This is a genomic window from Rhodococcus sp. MSC1_016 (assembly GCF_023667485.2).
GTDB lineage: Bacteria > Actinomycetota > Actinomycetes > Mycobacteriales > Mycobacteriaceae > Rhodococcus_F > Rhodococcus_F oxybenzonivorans.
Genome location: NZ_JAMOZI020000002.1, coordinates 440320 through 464456, shown reverse-complemented (window position 1 = coordinate 464456; position 24137 = coordinate 440320). Strand labels below are relative to the sequence as shown.

The 24137-nt window shown below is 64.0% G+C and carries 16 protein-coding genes and 1 pseudogene; 14 read left to right on the top strand and 3 right to left on the bottom strand.

Annotation, left to right across the window (positions count from 1 at the left end; all coding sequences use genetic code 11):
- Nucleotides 1-88 precede the first annotated feature (88 nt).
- The 9 genes from L1080_RS34470 (at nt 89) to L1080_RS34430 (ending at nt 12229) form a co-directional block, all read left to right on the top strand.
- Nucleotides 89-1663, top strand: coding sequence for a PucR family transcriptional regulator (locus L1080_RS34470; protein WP_250776803.1), 1575 nt, complete (start codon nt 89-91; stop codon nt 1661-1663).
- Nucleotides 1664-1806: 143 nt separating this feature from the next.
- Nucleotides 1807-3366 carry a GMC oxidoreductase gene (locus tag L1080_RS34465; RefSeq protein WP_250776804.1) on the top strand — a complete coding sequence of 520 codons (1560 nt, stop codon included), beginning with the start codon at nt 1807-1809 and terminating at the stop codon, nt 3364-3366.
- 140 nt (nt 3367-3506) lie between these two features.
- A complete protein-coding gene (locus tag L1080_RS34460) occupies nt 3507-5522 on the top strand; it encodes an oxidoreductase (RefSeq protein WP_250776807.1) in 2016 nt (671 codons plus the stop codon).
- 171 nt (nt 5523-5693) lie between these two features.
- Nucleotides 5694-6920, top strand: coding sequence for an MFS transporter (locus tag L1080_RS34455; RefSeq protein WP_250776812.1), 1227 nt, complete (start codon nt 5694-5696; stop codon nt 6918-6920).
- A gap of 141 nt (nt 6921-7061) precedes the next feature.
- Nucleotides 7062-8408, top strand: coding sequence for a histidinol dehydrogenase (hisD, locus tag L1080_RS34450; RefSeq protein ID WP_374435757.1), 1347 nt, complete (start codon nt 7062-7064; stop codon nt 8406-8408).
- A gap of 87 nt (nt 8409-8495) precedes the next feature.
- Nucleotides 8496-9563, top strand: coding sequence for an EamA family transporter (locus L1080_RS34445; RefSeq protein ID WP_250776813.1), 1068 nt, complete (start codon nt 8496-8498; stop codon nt 9561-9563).
- Nucleotides 9556-10107, top strand: a complete 552-nt coding sequence (locus tag L1080_RS34440) for a VOC family protein (RefSeq protein WP_250776815.1) — start codon at nt 9556-9558, stop codon at nt 10105-10107. The genes L1080_RS34445 and L1080_RS34440 overlap by 8 nt, the downstream gene beginning before the upstream one ends.
- Nucleotides 10104-11570 (top strand): aspartate ammonia-lyase, encoded by a 1467-nt coding sequence (locus L1080_RS34435; protein WP_250776822.1) that lies wholly within the window; start codon nt 10104-10106, stop codon nt 11568-11570. The genes L1080_RS34440 and L1080_RS34435 overlap by 4 nt, the downstream gene beginning before the upstream one ends.
- Entirely contained in the window at nt 11570-12229 is a 660-nt protein-coding gene (locus tag L1080_RS34430; RefSeq protein ID WP_250776823.1) for a ThuA domain-containing protein, read from the top strand. Before L1080_RS34435 ends, L1080_RS34430 begins: the two co-directional genes overlap by 1 nt.
- 252 nt (nt 12230-12481) lie before the next feature.
- On the opposite strand, the gene L1080_RS34425 is transcribed toward L1080_RS34430, so the two are convergent.
- Both L1080_RS34425 and L1080_RS34420 read right to left on the bottom strand, forming a co-directional pair.
- Nucleotides 12482-12991, bottom strand: coding sequence for a heme-degrading domain-containing protein (locus L1080_RS34425; RefSeq protein ID WP_250776824.1), 510 nt, complete (start codon nt 12989-12991; stop codon nt 12482-12484).
- A complete protein-coding gene (locus L1080_RS34420; protein ID WP_250776826.1) occupies nt 12988-14037 on the bottom strand; it encodes an aldo/keto reductase in 1050 nt (349 codons plus the stop codon). Before L1080_RS34420 ends, L1080_RS34425 begins: the two co-directional genes overlap by 4 nt.
- 484 nt (nt 14038-14521) lie before the next feature.
- Between L1080_RS34420 and L1080_RS34415 the strand changes: the two genes are divergently transcribed.
- Both L1080_RS34415 and L1080_RS34410 read left to right on the top strand, forming a co-directional pair.
- Nucleotides 14522-16090: an APC family permease gene (locus L1080_RS34415; protein WP_250776828.1), complete on the top strand. Its 1569-nt coding sequence runs from the start codon at nt 14522-14524 to the stop codon at nt 16088-16090.
- Nucleotides 16091-16210: 120 nt separating this feature from the next.
- Complete coding sequence (locus tag L1080_RS34410; protein ID WP_250776832.1) at nt 16211-17044, top strand: mycofactocin-coupled SDR family oxidoreductase; 834 nt, start codon at nt 16211-16213, stop codon at nt 17042-17044.
- 1149 nt (nt 17045-18193) lie between these two features.
- Here the strand turns inward: L1080_RS34410 and L1080_RS34405 are convergent.
- Nucleotides 18194-18712: pseudogene (locus L1080_RS34405) on the bottom strand (acyl-CoA dehydrogenase family protein); the annotation flags it as partial.
- Nucleotides 18713-18900: 188 nt separating this feature from the next.
- On the opposite strand from L1080_RS34405, the gene L1080_RS34400 reads away from it, so the two are divergent.
- The 3 genes from L1080_RS34400 to L1080_RS34390 all read left to right on the top strand — a co-directional run bounded on the left by L1080_RS34400 (nt 18901) and on the right by L1080_RS34390 (nt 23938).
- Entirely contained in the window at nt 18901-20760 is a 1860-nt protein-coding gene (locus L1080_RS34400; RefSeq protein WP_250776834.1) for a helix-turn-helix domain-containing protein, read from the top strand.
- Between the two features lie 846 nt (nt 20761-21606).
- Nucleotides 21607-22569: an MBL fold metallo-hydrolase gene (locus tag L1080_RS34395; protein WP_250776836.1), complete on the top strand. Its 963-nt coding sequence runs from the start codon at nt 21607-21609 to the stop codon at nt 22567-22569.
- A gap of 34 nt (nt 22570-22603) precedes the next feature.
- Nucleotides 22604-23938 (top strand): MFS transporter, encoded by a 1335-nt coding sequence (locus L1080_RS34390; RefSeq protein WP_250776838.1) that lies wholly within the window; start codon nt 22604-22606, stop codon nt 23936-23938.
- Nucleotides 23939-24137 lie beyond the last annotated feature (199 nt).

Below are 24137 nucleotides of genomic sequence, written 5' to 3'. Positions count from 1 at the left end.
GATGAGACGCATATCGCGCATAAAATGAGGAGGATCTTGCACACAGTGTGGGGGCGGCGGTCCGGGGTCGTGGACCAAGGATGGAGTCATGATGGCTATGACCGTGGAGGCGTCGCTGCGGCTGGAGGTGTTCAGTCGCGTCGAGTACACGATTTATGCGGGCCAGGCGAGCCTGAATACCCCGATTCGGTGGGTGCACCCGAGTGAGGTCGTCGACATCGCTCGTTTCCTGACCGGTGGTGAGATGCTGCTGACAGCGGGGCTGGGCATTGGACACAGTCCCGAGGGGCAGCGACGGTACCTCGAGGAGATCGCCGATGCCGGTGCCGCTGTGCTGGTCATCGAACTGAGTGGGCGTGCGTTCGCGGAGATGCCGCAAGCGCTGATCGACGCGGCCCGCGAGCGAGATTTTCCCTTGGTTGGACTCGACGGTGAAGTGCCGTTCGTCGAGGTATCGGCCCAGGTCCACGAGTCGTTGGTGGATCAGCGGGTGCTGGAACTGACCGCGTACGAGCGGCTCAACGCCAAGTTCATGCAGTTGCTGCTCGGTGAACGGGACTATGTACCGTTCACCGACGCGCTCGCCGACGAGGTCGGTCACGCTGTTGTGCTCGAAGATGCCACTCGTCAGGTCATGGCCTATTCGGGTGCCAATGAGGTCGCGGACTCGATTCTGTCGAAGTGGGAACATCATTCGCGAATCGATCATGAACGGACTCGGCAATCTGGCACCGATTCCGAGCGACGAGACTGCACCCGCCGGGCAGTGGTGTTGCGTGGCGAGCGGTGGGGGTGGCTCCATGTCCTTCACGGCGACCGTCAGATCACCGGAACGCAACTTTATGCACTCGATCGCGCCACCGACGGGATAGCCATCGCCCTGCTCGGTGCGCGGGAGAGTGGAGCGAAGGCCGCGCAGCGGCAGAACGCACTGGTGAGCCGGTTGCTGTTGGGTGACATTTCGGGGGAGACGTTCGTGACCCGGGCGCTGCGACTCGGGCGTGATCTTCGCAATCGCCAGCTTGTCGTCGTCTACGTCTACAAGGAGTCGCGCCCGGGGGCTGCCGGGGAAGAGGCGATCGACGAATTGTGCCGGATTCTTCACGTTCCGGCAGTCGTCTCCGACCTCGGCGACCACACGATGGCGATTATCGGCCTGGTGGATCGGAAAACGGAAACGAAACTCGTAGACCGGCTCACCACCCTGGGGGTCAGTGCCGGGGTGAGTCAGCTCGTCGAACCGGCACAGCTGCCGCGGGCGGTCGAGCAGGCGCGCAGCGCGGTCTCGGTGGCGGCCGCGCGGCCGGACAAGGTTGTCGAGCGTTTCGACGACCTCGGTGTTCTGCGGTTGTTGGCTTCGCTGGCGAAGGGCCCTGAACTCGCGCGGTACATCGAAGATGAGCTCGGCCCGTTGCTCCAGCACGATGCAGAGGCCACGAATCCGTTGCTGCCGACGCTGCGCGCATACCTGAGCTGTGACGGCAACAAGACCCAGGCAGCGCAAACGTTGTTCGTTCAGCGCCGCACTTTGTATTACCGCCTCGAACGCATCACCGCCATACTCGGGCGCTCCCTCGACGATCCGGATGCCAGACAGGCGTTGGTGTTCGCGGTTCGGGGGCATGATTTGTTGCAACGCCAAGGCAGACCGGTCCGCGACTGAGCTTCAGGAAGACCGCTGCACACATCGTGCAGAACTGGCCCAAACCCTGCGCATTCTGACGCTCTGGGGCCGCGTCTGAGGCGAATACATTGGGTTGTAATCCACGTCACGGAAAGCGCGACCCCCAGTTTCAGGAGTTCACCATGTCCGATGTCTTCGCCGCCGGTACGTCGCCGGTCGTCACCACCGCGCCCGACACCATCGATTGCGATATCGCAATTATCGGCTCGGGGATGGGTGGAGGCACCCTGGCCTACGCCCTCCGCGATTCGGGTGCGCGCGTATTGATCATCGAGCAGGGTGATTTTCTTCCTATGGAGCGCGAGAACTGGTCCCCGCGCGCGGTGCACATGGAGGGCCGCTACAAGAATTCGGCGACCTGGCACGACAAGCAGACCGGCAAGGATTTCGTCCCGGGCAACTACCACTACGTCGGTGGCAGCACCAAGCTGTACGGTGCGACACTGCCACGCTTCCGCGAATGCGATTTCGGCGACATCGAGCACGTCGACGGGATCTCACCCGCCTGGCCGATCCGTTACGACGATCTCGAGGCCTACTACGGCGAAGCCGAGCAGATGTACTTCGTGCACAGCAACAAGGGGGAGGATCCCACCGACCCCTGGCGTTCCACCGACTACCCCTACCCGGGACTTGTCCACGAAGGAGCGACGGCGCGGCTGGTGGAAAGTGCGAAGAAACAGGGCCTGCATCCCTTCGCCGCCCCGCAAGCGCTGGATCGGCGGCCCGGAGGTAAGTGCGTACTGTGTGCGACCTGTGACTCGTTCTCCTGCATGGTCGACGCCAAGGGCGATGCCGAAATTTCGGCGGTGCGGCCGGCATTGCGGTCACCGACCGTCCGGTTGCTCACCAACGCCGAGGTCAAGCGGCTCGACACCGACAGCAGCGGACGCACCGTCACTGACGCCCGGATCGAGCACCGCGGTCGTCCGATCACCGTCCGGGCCGCGAAATTCGTGGTGGCGTGCGGCGCGGTGAACACGGCCGCTCTCCTGCTCCGATCGGCATCGACCACTCACCCCTCCGGTCTCGCGAACTCCTCGGACGAGGTCGGCCGCAACTACATGGCCCATGTGACCACCTTCTTCCTCGCGGTCGATCCGCGGAAGAAGAACGAGGCGGTCTATCAGAAGACGATCGGCATCAACGACTGGTACACCGCCGGACCGACGAACCGGTACCCCCTCGGCAACGTCCAGGGATTGGGCAAGCTGCGCGGTGAAATGGTCAAGCGTGCGCGACCGTACATTCCCTTCTCGGTGCTCGACGAAGTCACCAAATACACCCTCGACCTGTTCATCCAGAGCGAGGATCTCCCGCTGCCCGACAACCGCGTCACCGTCGATGACACCGGGAAGATCACGATCGACCGCACCGAAACGAATCTGGCCGCCCACCACGACCTGATCAAGCGGATGAAGAAGGTCGTCCGTACCGCAGGATTCCCCGTCGTACTGTCCCAAAGCCTCGGTGCCGAGGCGACCTCGCACCAATGCGGCACCGCGCGGATGGGCATCGACCCGGCCGAGAGTGTCGTCGACGCCGACCTCAAAGCCCATGACCTCGACAACCTGTGGATCGCCGACACCTCCCCCTTTCCGTCCTCGGCCGCGGTCAACCCCGCCCTCACCGCCGCAGCACTGGCGCTGCGGCTGGGGCACTCGGGCGCGCTCACGGCCTGAGACCACCGAACCCAGTCCCGGGGGCGACCCTCGCGCTTGATCGCCGCGCTTCACATCCACCGAGCCTCGGCGCGGCCGCCGATGGGCGCCCGCCGGAACTGACTTATGTCGAGTGATCGACAGCACGAGGAGAGAATCCGATGACGAGCACCACCGCCCCGACCGATCCGAGGCTTGCCCCGCTGTTCGAGCCGATCATGTTGGGCCACGTCGAAATCCGCAACCGCGTCGTGATGACCGGACACGGCACCGGAATGGCGAAAGATTTCCTGCCCTCCGATCAGCACGTGGCGTACTACCGCGAACGGGCCATCGGCGGCGCCGGGCTGATCGGTATGGCGTTCCCTCAGATCCATCCCACCTCACAGGACGTCCCCGGTGAGCCGCATTCCTACAATCCGGCGATCGTCCCGGGCCTGCGGAAGATCACCGATGCCGTGCACGAGCATGGAGCACGGATCGTGATGCAGCTCGGACACGGTGGCCGACAAGGTCATTCGACGTTCACCGAGCGGGCACTATGGGCCCCCTCGAACACCCCGTGCCCGTTCAACCTCGAGATGCCCAAAGAGATGGAACACGAGGACATCGACGAGATCGTCGAAGCCCACGCCATCGGGGCCCGGCACGCCAAGCAGGGCGGCATGGACGGGGTCGAAATCCACTCGGGCTACGGCGGTTACCTGCTCGCCTCGTTCCTCTCCGCCTTCTCCAATCACCGCACCGACGAGTACGGCGGCAGCCTCGACAACCGCATGCGCATCCTGTTGCGGGTCATCGACGCCGTGCGTGAGGAGGTGGGACCGGACTACCTGGTCGGGATGAACCTGCAAGGACACGATTTCAGCCCAGGCGGACTCGAGGTCTCCGATGCGCAGCAGATCGCCCGAGCGTGCGTTACCACCGGCAAGATCGACTACCTCTGCGTGAAGGCCGCCACCTACAACGAGGCCCACCAGAACGTGCCCGATATGCAACACCCGAAGAGGATCTGGGAAGGACTCGCTGCGGCGGTGCGCTCGGTCGTCGACGTACCGGTGATCGCGGTGGGACGAATCAACGAACCCCTCGATGCTGCCGAGGTGCTGTCGCTGGGTCATGCGGACATGGTCGCGATGACACGCCAGCAGATCGCCGATCCCGAAACGGTCAACAAGATACGTGAGGGGCGCGTCGAGGAGATCCGCCGTTGCATCGGCTGTAATCAGGGCTGCATCGATCGCCTGTTCGCTGTGACTCATTCTTCGTGTGTGCACAACCCGGCGGCGGGATACGAACAGGAACTGGGGATTGGCACCCTCCTGCAGGCCACCTTCCGCCGACGAGTCGTCGTCGTCGGAGCGGGACCGGCGGGAATGAAAGCCGCCGAAACCAGCGCCCGTCAGGGTCACGACGTCATTTTGATCGAACGCCGCCCCCGCACCGGAGGTCAGCTGCGCCTGGCAGCGCAGATCAAGGGCCGCGGCGAGATCGGGCAGGTGATCGATCACCTCGATGTGATGATCGCCAAGTACGGAGTCGATCTCCGACTCGGCTGGGATCCCACCGCCGAGGACGTGCTGGCACTGCATCCCGACCACATCATCGTCGCGACAGGGTCAGCCCCCAGCCACGACATCGTCGGCAACCTGGCACAGGGCATCACGCACACCCCTGGACTCGACCAGGAGCACGTCCTGTCGGTATGGGAGGTGCTCGAGGACGGCGCTGCGGTGGGTCAGAAGGTCGCTGTCATCGATGACGGCGAAGGCGGGTGGAAGGGAATCGGGCTGGCATTGCAACTCGACGAGCAGGGCCATGACGTCGAATTCGTGACGCCGCTGCCGTATGTCGGATCGAAGTTGGGTCCCTTCAGCGCCAACCTTGCCGTTCCCCGGATCCACCGTTCCGGCATCGTCACTCATCCGTTCACGTCGCTGCTGGAAGTGAACGGCCCGGAGCTGACCCTGACGGAGAAGGGGACACCGCAAACGCTGCGCGACGTCGACACGGTAGTGCTCGCCGGATGGCATCGACCCGTCACCGACCTGTACTTCGCCCTGAAAAACCAGGGGGTCACCGTCGAACGCATCGGCGATGCCATCGCGAGCCGCACGATGCTCGAAGCCGTCCACGAGGGCGAGCGGGAAGCACGTCGAGTACCAGCCACGCGTTGACACGTCCGTTCAACGCAGCAACGGGGTCGCCGGCCAACACAGGCACGAGTGCTCCGGAGTATCCACGCCGGCGGGCGCCGACTGTTACCGCAACGCCGAAATCCTGCAGGCGTTCGGTGACGCCGATCGAATCGAATCGACCTGTCCGGTCCACCCGGGAAAGTGAGTTGTGTGACTATCACTGTTGCCCCGCACACCGGGCGACGCCGCGAGCGGATCGCGGTGTTCGGCCTGTTCGGTCTCTACGGAATAGTCATCGCCACCTGGGCGGTGCACATTCCCACAGTGCAGGCCCGCACCGGTATATCGAATGCCATGTTGGGTTCGATGCTGCTCGTGCTGGGCCTGGGCGCGATCGGCGGAATGCAATGCGCTGCACCACTGACCGAAAGACTCGGTAGCGGACGTGTGGCAGTTGCGGCAGCATCGATCATGTCGGCAGCCCTCGTCGTCCCACTTCTCGCTACCAGCGTGGTGTCACTGGTGGCCGGGCTGTTGATCCTCGGCGCGGCAATGGGTGTGCTGGACGTGTCGATGAACGCTAGGGCGGTGGTCGTCGAACGCCGATACGAGCGGCCCATCATGTCCGCGTTCCATGCTGTCTTCTCGGTGGGAAGCGTGGCCGGATCGCTGATCGGAGTCGTGCTTCTTGCGCTGAGTTGGACGATGCCGGCCACCGTCGTGGCAGTGGAAATGTTGTGTGCTGTCCTCGTGGGCGGCGTCGCCCGCACCCTGGCGCGATCTCGGACCACGACCGACCGCGCGACTCCTGGTCCTCGACCTGGTGGGGGTAGCAATATGCGGCGCGACACCGCGTCGCCGGCAGTCCGGCCCCACCGCCGGGTGGTGATGTTGGGCCTGCTCGCGTTCTTGTTGCTGCTCTCGGAAGGGGTGGCGATGGACTGGAGCAGTGTGCATGCGCAGGACTATTTCGGGGTCTCCGAATCGGTGGGAGGGCTCGCTTTCGCTGCGTTCGTGGCGGCAATGACGATCGGGCGATTCACCGCAGACGCGGTGGCAAATAAACAAGGGCCCGTGTGGGTTCTGCGAACGGGATGCGTGATCGCCTTCGCCGGAATGGCGTTGGTGTTTCTTTCCTCCGCCCTGCCTCTGACGATGCTCGGTTGGGCAGTGTTCGGGATCGGGCTCTCCGGTTGCATTCCCCAAGTCTTCACCGCGGCAGGTAATCTCCCCGGTGCGTCCGCGGCGGACCTGTCGCGGGTAGTCGGTTTGGGATACGTGGCCATGCTGGCCGGCCCCGCGGCGATCGGCTGGCTGACATCAGTGACCGCGCTGCACGCCACACTGATCCTCCCACTGTGCGCTGTCGTAATCTGCGCTGCCGCCGCGAGCAGCGTTCGGCGCAACGGGACACAGTCCGAATCGTCAACACTGTGAACCCAACCGGTCAGTTCTTGCACATGATGAGTCTGTGGTGCGAGGCGCGCAGCGATGAGACTGAAATCACGTCAGCCCGAGAGTTCGGACGATCGACGTCAACTGTGCAAGTCAAGTCCACTACCTAAGGGGAGATTCATCGTGTCGGTCATTCTGAAGGCGCCGACCACCGACGCCGGTACGCCCAACAAAAGCAACCCGCAGGTGGTCGACACCGTCGCCCGCGTCCTCGACGACATCCGCGCCAACGGTGACGCGGCAGTTCGTCGATACTCCGAACAATTCGACCAGTGGAGTCCGGAATCGTTCCGATTGGGCCCGGACACCGTAGCGAAGATTGTCTCCGACCTGCCGACCACAGTCATCGACGACCTGACCTTCGTGCAGAAGCAGGTTCGCCAGTTCGCCCAGGTCCAGCGCGATTCGCTTCTCGACGTGGAAGTCGAGACGCTGCCGGGTGTCTTCCTCGGCCACAAGAACGTGCCGATCACTGCATCCGGTGCCTACGTCCCGGGCGGCCGGTACCCGCTGACCGCATCAGCGCACATGACCGTTGTCACCGCCAAAGTCGCCGGCGTCGAACGAGTGGCCGCCACCACCCCTCCGAACATGGGAAGTGCCCCGGCCATCAGCGTCGCCGCAATGCACCTGGCGGGTGCCGACGAAATCTACGTCCTAGGCGGAGTTCAAGCGATCGGTGCGCTCGCGCTAGGCACCGAGACAGTGGCGCCTGTCAATCTACTGACCGGTCCGGGCAACGCCTACGTCGCAGAGGCGAAGCGTCAACTGTTCGGCGAAGTAGGGATCGACCTGTTTGCCGGTCCCACCGAGGTCCTCATCGTCGCAGATCACACCGCTGATCCCTTCGTCGTTGCAGCGGACCTCCTCAGCCAGGCCGAGCACGGACCGGATTCACCGGTCGTGCTGATCACGACCTCCGAAGAAGTCGGCCGCCGCACGATCATCGAGGTCGAGCGGCAGTTGGAGAACCTGCCCACTCACGCGATCGCTTCCGTGTCCTGGGCGAATCACGGTGAAGTGCATCTGGTTGAGTCCATCGAAGCTGCCTTCGCGCTGGCCGACACGTTCGCCAGCGAGCACGTGCAGATTTTGACCGCCGAGCCTCGCCGGGCGCTCGACGAGATGCGCGACTACGGTGCCCTGTTCCTCGGTGAGCGGACCTGTGTGTCATTCGGCGACAAGGCAATCGGAACCAACCATGTCCTGCCGACGCTCGGAGCCGCGCGATACACCGGCGGTCTGTGGGTGGGTAAGTTCCTCAAGACCGTCACCTATCAAGAGATCGCGAGCGACGAATCCAGTGCGGAACTGGGACGGCTCTGTGGGCGCGCTGCCCGACTCGAGAACTTCGAAGGGCATGCCCGTTCGGCCGATGTCCGCGCCGCGAAGTACGGCCGAGACTCTCTGCCCTGGACCGACCACGAGTTCGACGATTCCCCGGTCGTATCCGTTTCCACGCAACGCTAGCTGACCGGACCACAGCCACGGCGGCCTGCGGCGGACAGCTCCCGCAGGCCGCCGTCCCCCACTGATGTCCGGAAGGCGGTGAAGGACATGCTGAGCTCTGAAACGTCGAGTAAAGCGCGAGCATTGGGGGCGGTCGTGCTCAGCGGCACCTCGTTTCAGGTGGGCGCCGCTTTCGGAGCGCTGCTGTTTCCTGCGGTGGGAGCTACAGGTGTGGTTGCTCTCCGGATGCTGATCGCCGCACCCACACTTCTGCTGATCGGTCGACCCCGATTCGCCCGGTTCACCCGACCCGAATTTCTGATCATCGGTTGCCTCGGGACGGCCATGGCCACCATGAGCCTGGCATTGTTCGCGGCCGTCGACCGTGTCGGCCTGGGCGTTGCTGTGACCATCGAGTTCCTCGGCCCCCTGACAGTGTCCCTGCTGTCGTCGAAACGGATTGTCGATGCGGTCTGCGCGGTGGGTGCGGCGGCGGCGGTGGTGCTGCTCACCGGGTTCAGCGGCAACTCAGACCCCCTCGGGTTGGTGCTGGCATTCCTGGCCGCAGCCATGTGGGGTTCATCGATCGTGCTCAACGCCCGCCTCAGCGTGGCACTGCCCGGAACGCAGGGAACCGCAGCAGCCATGGCGGTGGCCGCGCTGTGGTGCATTCCCATCGGAGCAGTATCGGCGGGCAGCGCCCTGCTCGACTGGAAAATTCTGTTGATCGGCGTCGGGGCGGCAGTACTTGCGTCGGTGATACCCCCGCTGCTCGAGCTCTTCGCGATCCGCCGACTGACACGCGCGACGTACGGGACCGTGATGGCGCTGTACCCGGCCATAGCGGCGCTCGCCGGCCTGATCGTGCTCGGGGAGAGGTTGGGAGGAACCCAATGGGTGGCGGTAGCGCTCATCTGCACCAGCAGCGCCGCCGCGACACTCTCCGCAGCGAACAGCCCACACCACAACACCAACCACCCCCGCGGCGCCGACACCGTGCGTGGTGAACCCACCAGCGACGGCACACACCCACACCCGCCCATCATGTGCAAAGACCCGGCGACCCGGTGCACCGCTTGTGTCTGCGCGTCGGAAGCGGCGAAACCTACAGTCAATACGGTATCGGCCGCGTCGCGGCCAACCGATCGGTCCGAGAAGGAGTACGCAGATGGGTGAGCCGAACTCGCCGAAGGTTCCCACGCTGAGGTCCGTCGACCATGTGGCCTTCACAGTCCCGAACTTGGACCAGGCGGTGGCATTCTTCGTCGACCACTTCGGTGGCGAGTTCATCTTCACCGACGGGCCGTTCCTCGACAACGAGTCCGACGGCATGACTCGACGCCTCAACGTGGATCCGCGCGCGCAGTGCACCATCGCGATGCTGCGGCTCGGACAGCACCTCAATCTTGAACTGTTCGAGTACTCGGCACCCGACCAGTCGACGGAACTGCCCCGAAACAGCGACCTCGGCGGCCACCACCTGGCCTTCTACGTCGACGACATCGACGCCGCCTACGACTACGTGCGGGCGATCCCTGATGTGGAGGTGATGGAGGGGCCGAACGGCGTCTCCGAGACCGCACCCGTTGCCGGCCAGCGATGGTTCTACTTCCGGACACCGTGGGGCATGCAAATGGAATTGACGACCTGTGCAACCCCTGGGTTCTACCGGGGACTGCCCGGTCAGGCCATGGCCGGCCCGAGCGAGACGTGGCGATGACGGCCCAGGCGCCGACGGTGCACACCCGTCTCGAGCATGATTCGTTGGGATCGAAAGCTGTTCCAGCCGAGGCATATTACGGCATTCACACCGTCCGCGCTGTGGAGAACTTCGCGGTCAGCGGGGTTCCGATTTCCTTCCATCCCGACTTCGTCGACGCGCTGGTGGTGGTGAAGCAGGCCGCGGTGGTGGCCAACCACCAACTCGGCCTCATCAGTGCCGAACGTACCCAGGCCATTATCGCCGCGTGCGAAGAGATCCGCGACGGATCGCTACACGAGCACTTCGTCGTCGACGCCATCCAAGGTGGGGCCGGCACCTCCACCAACATGAATACCAACGAAGTCATCGCCAACCGCGGACTCGAACTGATGGGGTATCAGCGCGGCGACTATGCGCAGCTGCACCCGCTCGACCACGTCAATCTCGGGCAGAGCACCAATGATGCCTATCCCACCGCTATCAAGATCGCGCTGCGAGCACAGATCGAGCGCCTGCATTCGACGATGCTCACACTCTCGGCCGCCTTCGACAGCAAAGCCATCGAATTCCGGGACGTTCTGAAGATGGGCCGCACCCAACTGCAGGACGCCGTCCCGATGACCCTGGGACAAGAATTCGGCGCATACGCGGTGATGGTCGCCGAAGACGCCGACCGTCTCCTTGAGGCCGGCCGATTGATAGCCGAGATCAACCTCGGTGGCACCGCTATCGGCACCGGCCTGAACACCCACCCGCGCTACGCCGAGCTGGCCTGCAGCGCACTGGTCGACCTCACCGGCCTACCGCTGAGCACTGCGTCGGATCTGGTGGAGGCGACGCAGGACGTGGGATCGTTCGTGCAGGTATCCGGAGTCCTCAAACGAACAGCTGTCAAACTGTCGAAGATTTGCAACGATCTCAGACTGCTCTCTTCCGGGCCGCGATCGGGATTCAACGAGATCAATCTTCCGGCGATGCAGGCCGGCTCGAGCATCATGCCGGGCAAGGTGAATCCGGTGATTCCGGAGGTAGTCAATCAGGTCGCCTTCGAAGTGGTCGGCAATGATGTCACCATCACGATGGCGGCCGAGGCCGGACAGCTCCAGCTCAACGCCTTCGAACCGATCATTGCGCACAGTTTGTTCAAGTCGCTGACACACCTCGACGCGGCATGTGCAACCCTGATCGACCGATGCGTCGTCGGAATCACCGCCAACGCGGACCGACTCTACGATTCGGTGACGAATTCGATCGGGGTGATCACCGCGCTGGCCCCTTACCTCGGGTACGCCGAGTCAGCACGCATCGCCAAGATTGCCCTACAGGCAGGGCGCTCGATTCCCGACGTCGTCCTCGACGAGGGTGCGATGTCGGCGGATCAACTTGCCGAACTACTTCGCCCCGAAGTCCTCGCCCACCCCCATGACCCACTCGCGATCGGCTCATCCGGCCGACGACTGTCACCGATTGGAGAGCACTGATGACCAAGGTTCTGTATCTGTACGGCGGCTGGCCGGGACACCATCCGTACGCCATGGCCGACTGGACGCGCGAGCTGATCAACGAACTCGGCTACGGCCTCGAGGAAAGCCAGGACATTTTCACCCTCGACCGTGACCTCACCGGCTACGACCTGATTCTGCTCGGCTGGAACAACGCGCTGACCACCGACGACCTCACTGACTCGCAAGAAGACCACCTGTTGGGCGCGGTCGAAGCGGGCACCGGTGTTGCGGCGTGGCACGGTGCGGCAGCTGCATTTCGGTCCAGTCTTCGCTACCACCTGATGCTTGGCGGGGACTTCCTCGCCCATCCCGCGGGTGAGGGCTTCCCTCAACCGTACGAGGTGAACATCATCGACCGTGATCACGAGGTCTCGCGTGGGGTGAACAACTTCCCGGTCGCCTCAGAGCAGTACTACATGCACGTGGACCCCAACAACACCGTGCTCGCCGAAACCACCTTCTCCGGTGAACATTTCCACTGGCTCGAGGGGCGGCGGAGTCCCGTGGCCTGGGTGCGGCAGTGGGGGCTCGGTCGAGTGTTCTACCACTCCATCGGACATGTCCCGGATGACCTCGCGGGCGCGGACGCGCGCCGGTTGACCAAACAGGGAATCGAGTGGGCGACGCGCACGTAGCCCAACGCAACGACCTCGAAAATACCGATCGGCGGGGCCCCGATGATGAGCAACCACGGTGCCTGCGCGGACACGGGGGCGGCCCGGTGGCCCGGTGGCCCGACGCCGCAGCATCGGCCCTCCTCCGTGCTCGCCCGCCGGTTCTGTGTGCCGCCAGAACGAATTTTCCTTCTGTGCAGGCGCTCCCGGTCCGACCGCACTGTCGGGTTCGAACCGCGACGAGATGTCAGGCTCGATCCGGGCGCGATGTGGCTAGTGGGCGTCTGCAGGGCGGGCGGAGTACGCCTGCATCATCTCGATGACCAGCGCATGATCTTGGTCCTCCTCGAGTCCGGACACTCCGACAGCCCCGATGAGAGAGCCGCGGACCCGTAGCGGTACCGCACCTCCCGCCAGGGCATACGTTTCACGCGGGTAGCCGGATGCGGTGTGGTACTCGATGCCAGTTGCTCGATATCGGCAACTGAGCGCATACGAGGAGCAATCATGCTTGGCGACAACGGCGAACTTGCGTTGCAACCAGTCGTCGTTGGTTGCCGAGGATCCGGCCAGCGCGGCGTGGAAGACACGTTGTTGCCCGAACATCACTGCGATGGCGATCGGCAAGCCGCGCTCACGGGCCATGGTCACCATTCTGGCGCCCAGTTCCCACGCATGGTCATAACCGAAGCGGTCGAAGGAGATGCTGTCCTCCTCCTGCCTGATGCGCTCGGACAGGCTGGCCCAGTAACTCTGCCGCTCGTCGTAGTCGGGATTGTTCACGTGAACTCCTGTGGCTGAGTCGAATCGCCGTATTGCGGGGTGGGGGCGTCCTCGCGGATGAGTCCCTCCGCACGCAGATCTGCCCAGAGTTCCTCGGCAATGACCGTCTCGAAGAGATCGGCGTTCCTTTGCTGCTGGTCAAGGGTGCGAGCACCGATGCAGATGCTGGTCACAGCTGGGTGAGCGTAGGCGAATTGCAGGGCGGCAGCAGGAAGGGGAACGTTGTGATTTCCACAGATCTTCTCCAGAGCGGCGGCCTTGGCCAGGATCGATCGGGGCGCTGTCGTGTAGTTGAACTTGGCGCCGTCGACCGGGCCGGTCGCCAGGATGCCGCTGTTGTAGACCCCGCCGAGCACCACCCCGACACCTCGCTCTTCACACGAAGGGAGAAGCTCGTCGAGCGGATCCTGCTCGAGTAAGGTGTACCGGCCCGCGAGAAGAAAGCAGTCTGCATCGGTGTTCTTCAGCGCAGCAGCGCAGACGGCGGTTTCATTGACGCCGAAGCCGATGGCCTTGACAACACCCTGATCGCGTAGCGCTTCGAGTGCGGGATACGCCGAATTCATGGCCTGCTTGAACACTGCTGGTTGCTCGTCGCCGTGTGTGAACCGATCGCAGTCGTGAATGAACAGCAGGTCGAAGTGATCGGTGAACATCCGTTGCATACTCTGCTCGACGCTGCGCATCACACCGTCGTAGCTGTAGTCGAATTCTGCCTCGAATGGGGACGGGTCGATGTACGAGGCGTCCGTTGCCAGACCGTTGGCCCACGGACCGACCAATCTGCCGACCTTGGTCGAGAGAACGTACTCCTCGCGCGGACGCCGGCGAAGACTGTGACCGAGGCGGTACTCGCTCAATCCGCGGCCGTAGTGCGGTGCGGTGTCGAAGAATCGCGTTCCCAGATCCCATGCCTGATTGATCATTGCAGCCGCGGCGACATCGGTGAACGGCCTCAGGAAGTTCCCTATCGGCGCGCCACCGAAGCCCATCGCGCTGAGCTCGAGCCCCGAGCGACCGAGGGACTTCGTGTCGTTGATTGTCATGGCGACCCCACTTCCTCGTACCAGAAGGCACCCAGCCGAACGGAACAATCCGGTGGACCGAGCGCGCTGAACGTCTAGGTGCACTCGGTGCCGCGATACGGCGAAGGGTGTAGGTCTCCTACGTTAACCAACAATCGAACGGCCCCGAAGCCACAAACTGCGCAATCTCACGCCTGGAAACTGCCCACTATGGCGAGCGGTGACAGGTGCGTGGTGGATGCGCCACCCAGCGCGCCCCGGGGTACAGATGGTGCAAGTCCGCAGGTGCACAGTGCACGGTTTGCGTCTGCAGCCACCGGTGGTGGTCACGCACACTTCATATGTGGCAGCCGTCACAGTCAGGCTAGGGCTCTCGTATCGGTCAGCGATCAGTCGATCGACCGGGCGGGACCTACACCGCGGCATTGCATGGTGAGCACAGCATGCCGACTGTCGAGCGCTGGACGTCTTGTCGATCTATCTGTGACCCACCTGGAGGAGAAGGATGTCAACCTCAAGTCAACCGAGCAAGCGGATATCCGCTGACGACGCACATCTACGCGTTCTCGGCTACGAAGAGAACTTCGACCGCAAAATCGGCATGTGGTCGAACTTCGCGTTGGGGTTCTTGTACCTCTCGCCGCTGGTCGCCGTGCTGTCGATGTTCACCCAGGCCCTGACCACTGCCGGCCCACCCTCGATTCTCTGGATCGTCATCGCCGCTGGCGGCCAACTCCTGGTGGCCATGGTGTTCGGCGAAATAGTCTCGCAGTTCCCGATTGCGGGCGGCCTCTATCAATGGGCCAGACGCCTGTGGAACGGCCAATACGCCTGGATCCTGTCCTGGATCTACATTTCCGGCGTCATCGTCGGCTGCACAACCACCGCAATGTTCAGTGCCGACTTCATTCTGCCCATCTTCACCAGCGACACCAATGTTGCGTCCACACCTATGCAGAAGCTGGTCATCGCTACCATCGTCGTCCTGGTCGCATTGGTGCTGAACGCCACCGGAAGTAAGACCCTGGCCACCATCGCCAAGATCGGCCTCGCCGCAGAACTGGCCGGCATCATCCTGGTGGGCCTGTTCCTGCTGATATTCCACCGCGAGAACTCATTCTCGGTTCTCTTCGACACGATGGGCGCAGGCGGGGACGGTAGCTATCTCAGTGCTTTCGTCACCGCGGCGATCATCGGACTGGTCCTGTTCTACGGGTTCGAGGCATGCGGTGAGGTCGCGGAGGAGACCCCCAACCCTGGCCGTTCCATCCCGCGCTCGATGATGCTCACCGTGGTCCTCGGCGGAGCTGCCGCACTCTTCGCGTTCATCGGATACATTCTGGCAGCGCCGAATCTGCAGGGGATCGTGGACGGCGACGTCGCCAACCCCATCGCCGCGATCTTGGACGACACCCTCGGCACCGCCGGAACCAAAATCTTCCTCATCGTCGCCCTGACCTCCTTCCTGGCTTGCGTAATGGGTCAGCAGGCCGCCGGAAGCCGACTGATCTTCTCCTTCGCCCGAGACGACATGTTCCCCGGAAGCCGGATCTTCAAGAAGATCTCCACCCGCAAGGTCCCCCTCAACGCCGCCTACGCTGTTGCCGGACTGCCGATCGTGCTGTTCTTCCTGCTCTATTTCCTCCCCGGCGCGCTGTTCCGCGTCGCCGCGTTCCAGATGCTCGCCGGCTACTTCGCCTTCCAGATGGTCGTGCTGGCGTCGCTGCGGGCCCGCGCCAAGGGCTGGCAGCCGGGTGGACGATGGACCCTCGGCAAATGGGGGTGGCCGGTATCGATCGGTGCGCTCATCTACGGTGTGCTCTCGATGATCCTGCTCGCTCGCCCGAACGGCGACACCAGCCTGCCATTCTACGATCGCTGGATCGCCCTGATCGGCTTCCTCATCGTGGCAGTAACCGGCCTTGTATACATGTATGTGGCGAAGCCGTACCAGCGGTCGACTGCTCCCGAAGGCGACGCCATCGAGGTCGCGAACACACTCCGAGAGCACCGCGCAAACAACGACAACCACGACATCACCGACGATGCGCCGGTCGGCGGAACCCTCGTCTGACGGTCCTCACCTGACTCTCCACACACCGCAGGTTCGCCGCACCGGTGACGACATCGGTCCGGCGAACCCGCGGAGCACTACCACCCTCTTGCACAATCTCTCGGAAAGAATGGACCTGACATGGGAAAGCTGGACGGCAAAGTCGCCTTCATCACCGGAGTCGCTCGCGGACAGGGACGGTCACACGCCCTCACGCTGGCCCGCGAAGGCGCGAATATCATCGGACTCGATTACTGCCGCAAACCCGCATCAACTCAATACGACGGGGCCACACCCGAGGACCTCGAAGAGACGATCCGGCTGGTCAAGGAGACTGGCGCCCAGATCGTCGCTGGCGAAGCCGATGTTCGCGACCTCGAACAGGTTCGAGCGGTCTTCACCCAGGGCATCGAACAATTCGGGCGAGTAGACATCGTTCTCCCCAACGCCGGAATCTGCGCGGGCGGATTGAGTTGGGAAATCACCGAAGACGCATGGCGAGAAATGCTCGACATCAACCTCACCGGCGTGTGGCACACCGTCAAGGTCGCCACCCCGACGATGATCGAACAGGGTGACGGTGGATCGATCATCTTCACCGGCTCCACCGAAGCACTCAAAGGCTCGGCCAACATCTCGTCGTACTCGGCCTCCAAACACGGCGTCACCGGACTGATGACCTCGATGGCACGTGAATTGGGTCAGTACAACATTCGAGTCAACTCGGTGAATCCGACCTGCGTCGACACCCACATGATCAACAACCCCTTCGTGTACGGGCTTTTTCGGCCGGACGTCGAGAATCCGCAACGCGCGGACGTCGTGGAGTCGTTCACCCAAACCCACGTTCTACCGATCCCGTGGCTCGAGATCCAGGAGGTCAGCGACGCCATTCTGTACCTGGTTTCCGATTCGGGACGCAGCATCACGGCCGCTGCGATTCCGCTCGACGCGGGATTTCTCATCGGGCAGTAGGCGAGAGGCGGCCACCAACCGAGCGCCGATCCGAGTGGACCATCGACAGAGGGGCCCCCGGTGACAAGGTCCTGGCGGTGGCCTCGTCGGCGTCACGGTTGGGCGAGTGCTCTCGCGCTGGTCGAACACGAAACTGGCCGCCGGCCTGGTCAGGGTCACCGCAGCGCCGCGCACCGGCGAGGGCCGATCACGATGATCCGGGCGCCAACGCGGACCACGGTCGGCCGCTACCGCGACCGTCGCGCTTCCGGAGGGTGGTTTATGCTCTCCGGACACCACCAGCGAGGCCCGCGACCACGGGCGGTCCCGGGCCAGGAAGGGAACCTCTTCGGCCAGCCATTGGTCGAGGAACTCTTCGGAGTTGCCATCGGCGGATTCCCGGACCAGCACCCGCCGACGTGCCTGGGTGGTGCTCGAGTGCACCCATATCGTGGCATCGAGCCACGGGGTCAGGGTGCGGTGAGCGGCGCCGACACCCTCGATGATCACAACGCGAGCGGATCGCGGCACCTCGATGGACCCTGCTCGGCCGCGTTCGGTCCAGGCAGGCGGTCGATACGACACCGGTGGGCCGTGGCGGCGTAGGGGTTGCACGATCCCACCGATCAGGAGGTCGTGCCAGTCGAAGAAGGAGTGATGCCACGCCAAATCGTCGGTGTGTATCACCGAGACATCATCGGCCGTCGCCACCAACCGGTCGGCGATCGTGGTTTTACCCGCGCCGCTACGGCCATCGAGGCCAATGATGACGATCCCGGTGTTCCCACGTTCTGCGACCAGTCGGGCGAGGACTTCCGCGGCCGGCCGAATAACCCAGCGGTGTACTTTCGGCTCATCATCATCGTCGGAGGTCGCCACCGGTCGAGAGTAGCGAATCAACAGCAACGCCCATTTTCTCCACGGTTGTCGCTCGATCAGCAGCACACGCGCGGCAACTACCACTCTGTCTTTCGGACCGCATTCCGATCCGGACTGACTGTGGGGCACTGGTATCGATGGGGAGTGTCTATCGCTCAACTCCGGTCGCCAGCCCAACGCCGCACCGATCAGGCAAGCGCCCATCGGGCGGGCCCGAACTCGTCGACAACGGACATATCAAGCGACTCGCGCTTCGTGTCCCGGGCTTGATTCCGGCCGTCTGAACTGCGCTCAGAAACCGAGATCGCGGCCGATCAGTTCCTTCATGACCTCGTTGGAACCGGCCCAGATCTTGGTGACACGCGCATCCATCCACGCGCGGGCGGCGCGGTATTCCGTCATGAAGCCGTATCCCCCATGGAGCTGGACACAATGGTCGAGGACCTCGTTCTGCACCTGTGCAGTCCACCACTTCGCCTTGGCCGCGTCCACGGCAGTCAGCTCACCGGCGGCATGAGCGGCCACACAGTTGTCGACGAAAGCCTGGGTCACCTCGACGCGCGTCACCAGATCGGCAAGAAGGAACTTGTTCCACTGCAACGATCCGATGGACTGACCGAACGCCTTGCGCTCCTTGGCGTACTGGATCGTCTCCTTGAGGATCGGCGCGGCATGTGCGATGTTGGAGACGGCGGCGCCGACGCGTTCCTGGGGAAGCATCTCCATCATGTGGATGAAGCCGCGGTCGATTTTGCCGATGATGTTGGGGGACGGCACCCGAACGTTCTCGAAGAACAGTTCCGCCGTTTCGCCCTAAGGGGGACGGCGCAGGACCCAGCGGCGACCTTGTGCGTCGACGATCTGGAAGGTCAGCGTCCCAGCCGCGTCGAATGGAATTGTGGTGAACGTGTACTCCGACCGATCCGGTCAGCCGTCGGTAAACGGGAGTGAGCTCTCAATCGGGTTCTCGATCCGATTCGTCGTTGCATGATGAACCCGTGAACGAGGGCGTTTTCCTGGAGTTGCTGGCGAGGGGTGCCGATGCCTCGGCGTTCGAAGAGCAGGTGCGCCTCGCGGCGGAGTCCGGAGCCGGTCCGGAGCGCCTCGCAGAGCTTGAACGTCTGCGTGGACTGGCACTACGGACCACCGCCGTGCTCGAACGTCATGAGCGTCGAGAGTCGGAGTTGGCCGTCCTCTTCGAGACGGCTCAGGATCTCACTCGCATCGGTGACGTCGATCGCCTGTTGCATGCCGTTGTCCGGCGGGCCCGCCGCATCCTGGCGGCCGACGTGGCCTACATCGCGTTGATCGATCGGGATCGACGCGACACCTACATGAGGGTCACCGACGGTATGGCTTCGACTCCCATCCGCACCACCCGCCTGCCGATCGGGATCGGTCTCGGTGGGCTCGTGGCGCAGGACGGAGTGCCCTATGCCACGAGCAATTTCTTCGAGGACGACAGGTTCTCGCACACCGAAAACGTCGATCACGCAGTGCGTTCCGAACACATCGTGGCGATCGTCGGCGTGCCGCTATCGGTAGAATCAGATGTCGTCGGAGTCCTCTACGCCGCCGATCGGCATCCGCGTGAGTACCAGCCCGAAGACATTGCTCTGCTGTCGTCTCTGGCTGCACTGTCGGCGGTCGCACTCGACGCGGCGAACGCGCTCGAAGAGGCCCGGCGCGCGGCCACCGAGCTGGCCGCCTCGCACGCTGTTGCAGACGAACGAGCCCGTACCCTCGAGTCCATTTCCGAGGCACACCGCCGGATGATGCAGACCGTCCTCGAAGGCGGAGGAGTGGACGACGTCGCGGCCGCAATCGCCGAAATTCTCGACGGGGACGTCGCGGTCCTCGACGCCGAGGGGTTGACAATGTGGTCCTCCCGCAGCGCCACGCCGGACTTCACGCCGGCGCAGGCAGACGAGTCCGCCGTCGACGGTGACGGGCAGCCGTGGTCGGGGGTGACCGTGGCAGCGCGCGGTGTTCCGTTGGTACGGGTCCTCGTCGATCGTGCCGAACTCGACGCCGTCGAGCACGGCGTACTCGAGCGCGGAGCTACTGCCCTCGCCCTCGTGCTCGTCCTCGGCCGGATGGCTCTCGACGAAGAGGCGCGATCGCGCGAAGAACTGGTGGTGGACCTCCTCGCAGGGGTGCCGATGGATCGACTCGCCCTTCGGCGCCGCTCAGAACGATCCGGGCTGATGTGGGGGCCATCCAACATCGTTCTGGTCGTGCGATCCCGAGACGACGAACGGAAACGAATTCGGGCAGCGGTCGCGCGGTGGGCACCGGCGGGATCTGTGGTCGCGGAGTATCTGCAATCGACTCTCGTCCTACTGGAGGGCCGGGACGCCGGTCGCGCGGCCAAGGCGCTGGCGGCGCACCTACGAGATGCTGCCTTGTCCACAGCCGTCGGTGGAGCCGGTCCGATCGAAGTCCTCACCGACCTTCGGACGTCGTACGACGAGGCGAGCAGATGCGCCGAACTCCTCGTGGCACTGGGACGCGGCGGCGGCGCCGAGTTGGCCGACCTGGGCCTATTCGGCGTCCTTGGCGTACCGGAAGCGGCAGACCGCGCCGTCGAGTTCGTCGCCCGTGCTCTCGCTCCCCTGATCGAGTACGACAACGCCCACGACGGTCACCTTGTCGAGACGCTGTCGGCCTATTTCACCGCCGAGCGGAGCCGGGCGAAGGCCGCTGCCGCGCTTCACGTACATGTGAACACTGTCGGAGCTCGGCTCTCTCGGGTTGCATCCATGCTCGGTGCCGACTGGTCGGAGGGCTCCCGTCTGCTGGGAATCAGGATGGCGCTCGAGTTACGGCCACTTCTGGATGCGGAGCCTCCTCAGTAATCCGAGCGTACCGACCAGAACGACCGCCGACTGTGATTGCGATGACGCGACTTGCCTTCTGGTGTGGTGCAGGATAATTGCCGTATGCGTCACGGCGCGTCGAGGTCTCGTCCGAGCGTGAACGCGTCCGCTCCGCTGGTGCGTGAATATGGGCTCGGAATCCAATCCGGTGGGGTCCGGACCTGTCACTGTTCAGCATTTCGTCCGACTTGGCGCGGCCGGGGAGAACATACTTTCCGTGAGTCTGCGACCACGGCGGACGCATCGCTTGAACAGCGATGTTTCGAGCACACCATCTCCGGCGAGAACCCGTGTTCGGCGACATTGTTGGTGGAAGGCCTGAAGCCGGCGTGGACCCGACTGGTGCTCGCACACGATCATTCTCCGGTGCCGGATCAATTCGGGACCACCGCATGCAAACTCCTCTCGCTCCGGAAAACATCTGACGATCGGCGTGCTCCGTTGGCGTTCCGGTCCATGAGGCGCTAACGGGTGCCTCCATCTCGTCCGGGCCTCCCAGACACACGACAGCCTGATCGTCGACTACTGGCGACACCACGTACACCATGGTCAGCGTGCGCCTGCCGCTCACGACGGTAAGTGGCATCAACCGCGTGGACCACCAGGGCCATACCTGGGCGTGAGTGCCGCCGGTGAGGCCGCCAACCGTTTCCACGTCGCGAACAGATCGAGGGCGGGGGGACAGGGAACCGATGGTTTCGAGCACATCATCTATGCCCGAGTGTTGGGTTCGGGGACATTGAGGGTAGATCGTGATCTACCTAACGTTATGAGTGTGCATATGGCACGAGCCCTATGAGACATCACGACGGCTCGGAGAAAACAATGACCGCACCATCCTTCGCGTCCTCGGCCGACCTCGGGGAGAAGGAACAGACCCTGGAAGTCCTCGCCGAGGGCGTGTACGCGCTGACTGCGGAGGGCGATCCCAACATCGGCGCCATCGAGGGCGAGGATTTCGTGGTCTGCTTCGAGGCGCTCGCCACCCCGGTCGCGGCTCAGGACTGGCTGCGCAAGCTGCGCGAGCACACCGACAAGCCGGTCCGGTACCTGGTGCTCTCGCACTACCACGCCGTCCGCGTGCTCGGTGCGTCCGCGTTCGACGCGGAGACCATCGTGGCGCACGAGACCACCCGCGCCCTCATCGAGGAGCGCGGAAAGGAAGACTGGGCCAGCGAATTCGGACGCATGCCGCGCCTGGCCAAGGCTGCCGACTCCGTGCCCGGGCTCACCTGGCCCACCCTGACATTCGCCGACAAACTCACCATCGACCTCGGCGGCGACCGCGGCGACCTGGTGCTCCAGCACTTCGGCCGTGGGCACACCGAGGGCGACGTCGTCGCGTGGCTGCCGAAGCAGAAGATCCTCTTCGCTGGCGACCTGGTGGAGGCGCAGGCCGCGCTTTACACCGGCGACGCCTTCCACCGCGACTGGTCCACCGGCACCCTCGACGCCATCAAGGCACTCGGCGCCGAGGTCTTGATCGGCGGGCGTGGCGCCGTCTCCCATGGTCGCGAGGCGGTCGACGCCGCGATCGAGCAGACCCGCCACTTCATCGAGGTCATGCTCGCCGAGGTCGGGGCGGTGCAACAGCGCGGCGGCACCCTGAAGGAGGCCTTCGAGGCCACCCACGCCGCACTGAACGAGCAGTACGGCCACTGGCCGATCTTCGAACACTGCCTCCCCTTCGACGTCTCCCGGGTGTGGGACGAACTGTCGGGCATCGAGCGCCCCGTCATCTGGACCGCCGAACGTGACCGCGAGGTCTGGAACCAGCTGCAGGGCTGACCCGCAGATCCGTCTAGCCCTTCAGGAGAAACTCATGACAGCGCAGTCCGAGCAAGCGGCACCCGTTACCGGTCACGACAGCCCGACCGGCGACGCGCCGCCTCGCTCCCTTCGTCGAGTCGTCACCGGCAGCATCGTCGGCACCGTCGTCGAGTACTACGACTTCGGCATCTACGGCTACATGGCCACCGTCCTCGCCGCGCTCTTCTTCCACGGTGGTGATCCGACCGCGGCTCTGCTGGGCACGCTCGCGGCCTTCGCGGTGGCCTTCTTCCTGCGTATCCCGGGTGGGATCCTTTTCGGTCACATCGGTGACCGCTACGGCCGCAAGCGGGCGCTGTCTTGGACGATCATTCTGATGTGCCTTGCCACGCTGGGAATCGGGCTTCTGCCAACCTATTTCACGATCGGAATTTGGGCGACGGTTCTGCTGGTGCTGCTTCGATGCCTGCAGGGCATCGCCGCGGGCGGAGAACTCGGCGGTGCGACCGCATTCGTGGCCGAGTCCGCACCCCGGCACAAGCGCGCGGGACTGACCTCCCTGGTCAACGTCGGTATCAACCTCGGCTCGCTCGCTGCCGCGCTGACCGCGCTGGCAGTCAACTCGGTCTTCACCCCCGAGCAAATCGAGGACATGGCGTGGCGTATCCCGTTCCTGCTCAGCCTGCCGTTGGCGTTCATCGGGATCTGGATCAGGTCTCGCATGGAGGACACCCCGCAGTTCGAGGAACTGAAGGAGTCCGGTGAGGTAGCAAAGGTACCCGCGGTCGTCCTCTTCCGCGACTGGCGACCCACCATCGTGCGGATCGCGTGCCTGTCGGCACTGTTCACCGGCGGCCACTACGTGGTCTACGTGTACGGGCCGATCCACATGCAGACCGTCGGAGACCACACCGCACAGATGTCCTTCGCGTCGACGTGTCTGGCTCTGGTCTTCGGGGCCGTCGTCATGAATGCCGCCGGACACCTCTCCGACCGGGTTGGACGGCGTCGGGTGTTCCTGGCCGCGGCGATCACGGGCCTGCTGCTGCCCCTGCCGGCCTTCGCCCTCATGGGTGGGAGCTCCACGGCGGGGGCCGTGCTCGGTCAGGTTCTGTTGAGTATCCCGGTCTCCTTGTCCATCGGCCCGGCGTTCTCGGCTTTCGCGGAGTTGATGAGTGCCCGTGTCCGATACAGCGGGATCTCCTTGGGAATGAACGTCGCGCAGCTCATCCTCGGCGGCACGGCACCCTTCCTCTGTGCGTGGCTCGTCGATCTGACACAGGTTTCGCTGGCACCGGCAGGATTCTTCGCGGTCTGCGCCGCACTGGTGCTGCTCGGTTCCATCCGGATGCGGGAAACCGCCGGAACCCACCTCAGGGTGGATTGATCGGCACCCAGAGGGCCTCGGTATCCGGGAACGGGTGCCGAGGCCGTCCGCGTCGGCCACGCTGCACCTCGATGACTCGTGCGCGATGACGCGGAAGGCCCCGCCGGACCAGATTGGCATGTGGTCCAGGGGCTATCCGGAAATCTCCGAGTAGCACAAGTTCCCTATCTGCACGGTCGGGTCCATTCATCCGACGCGA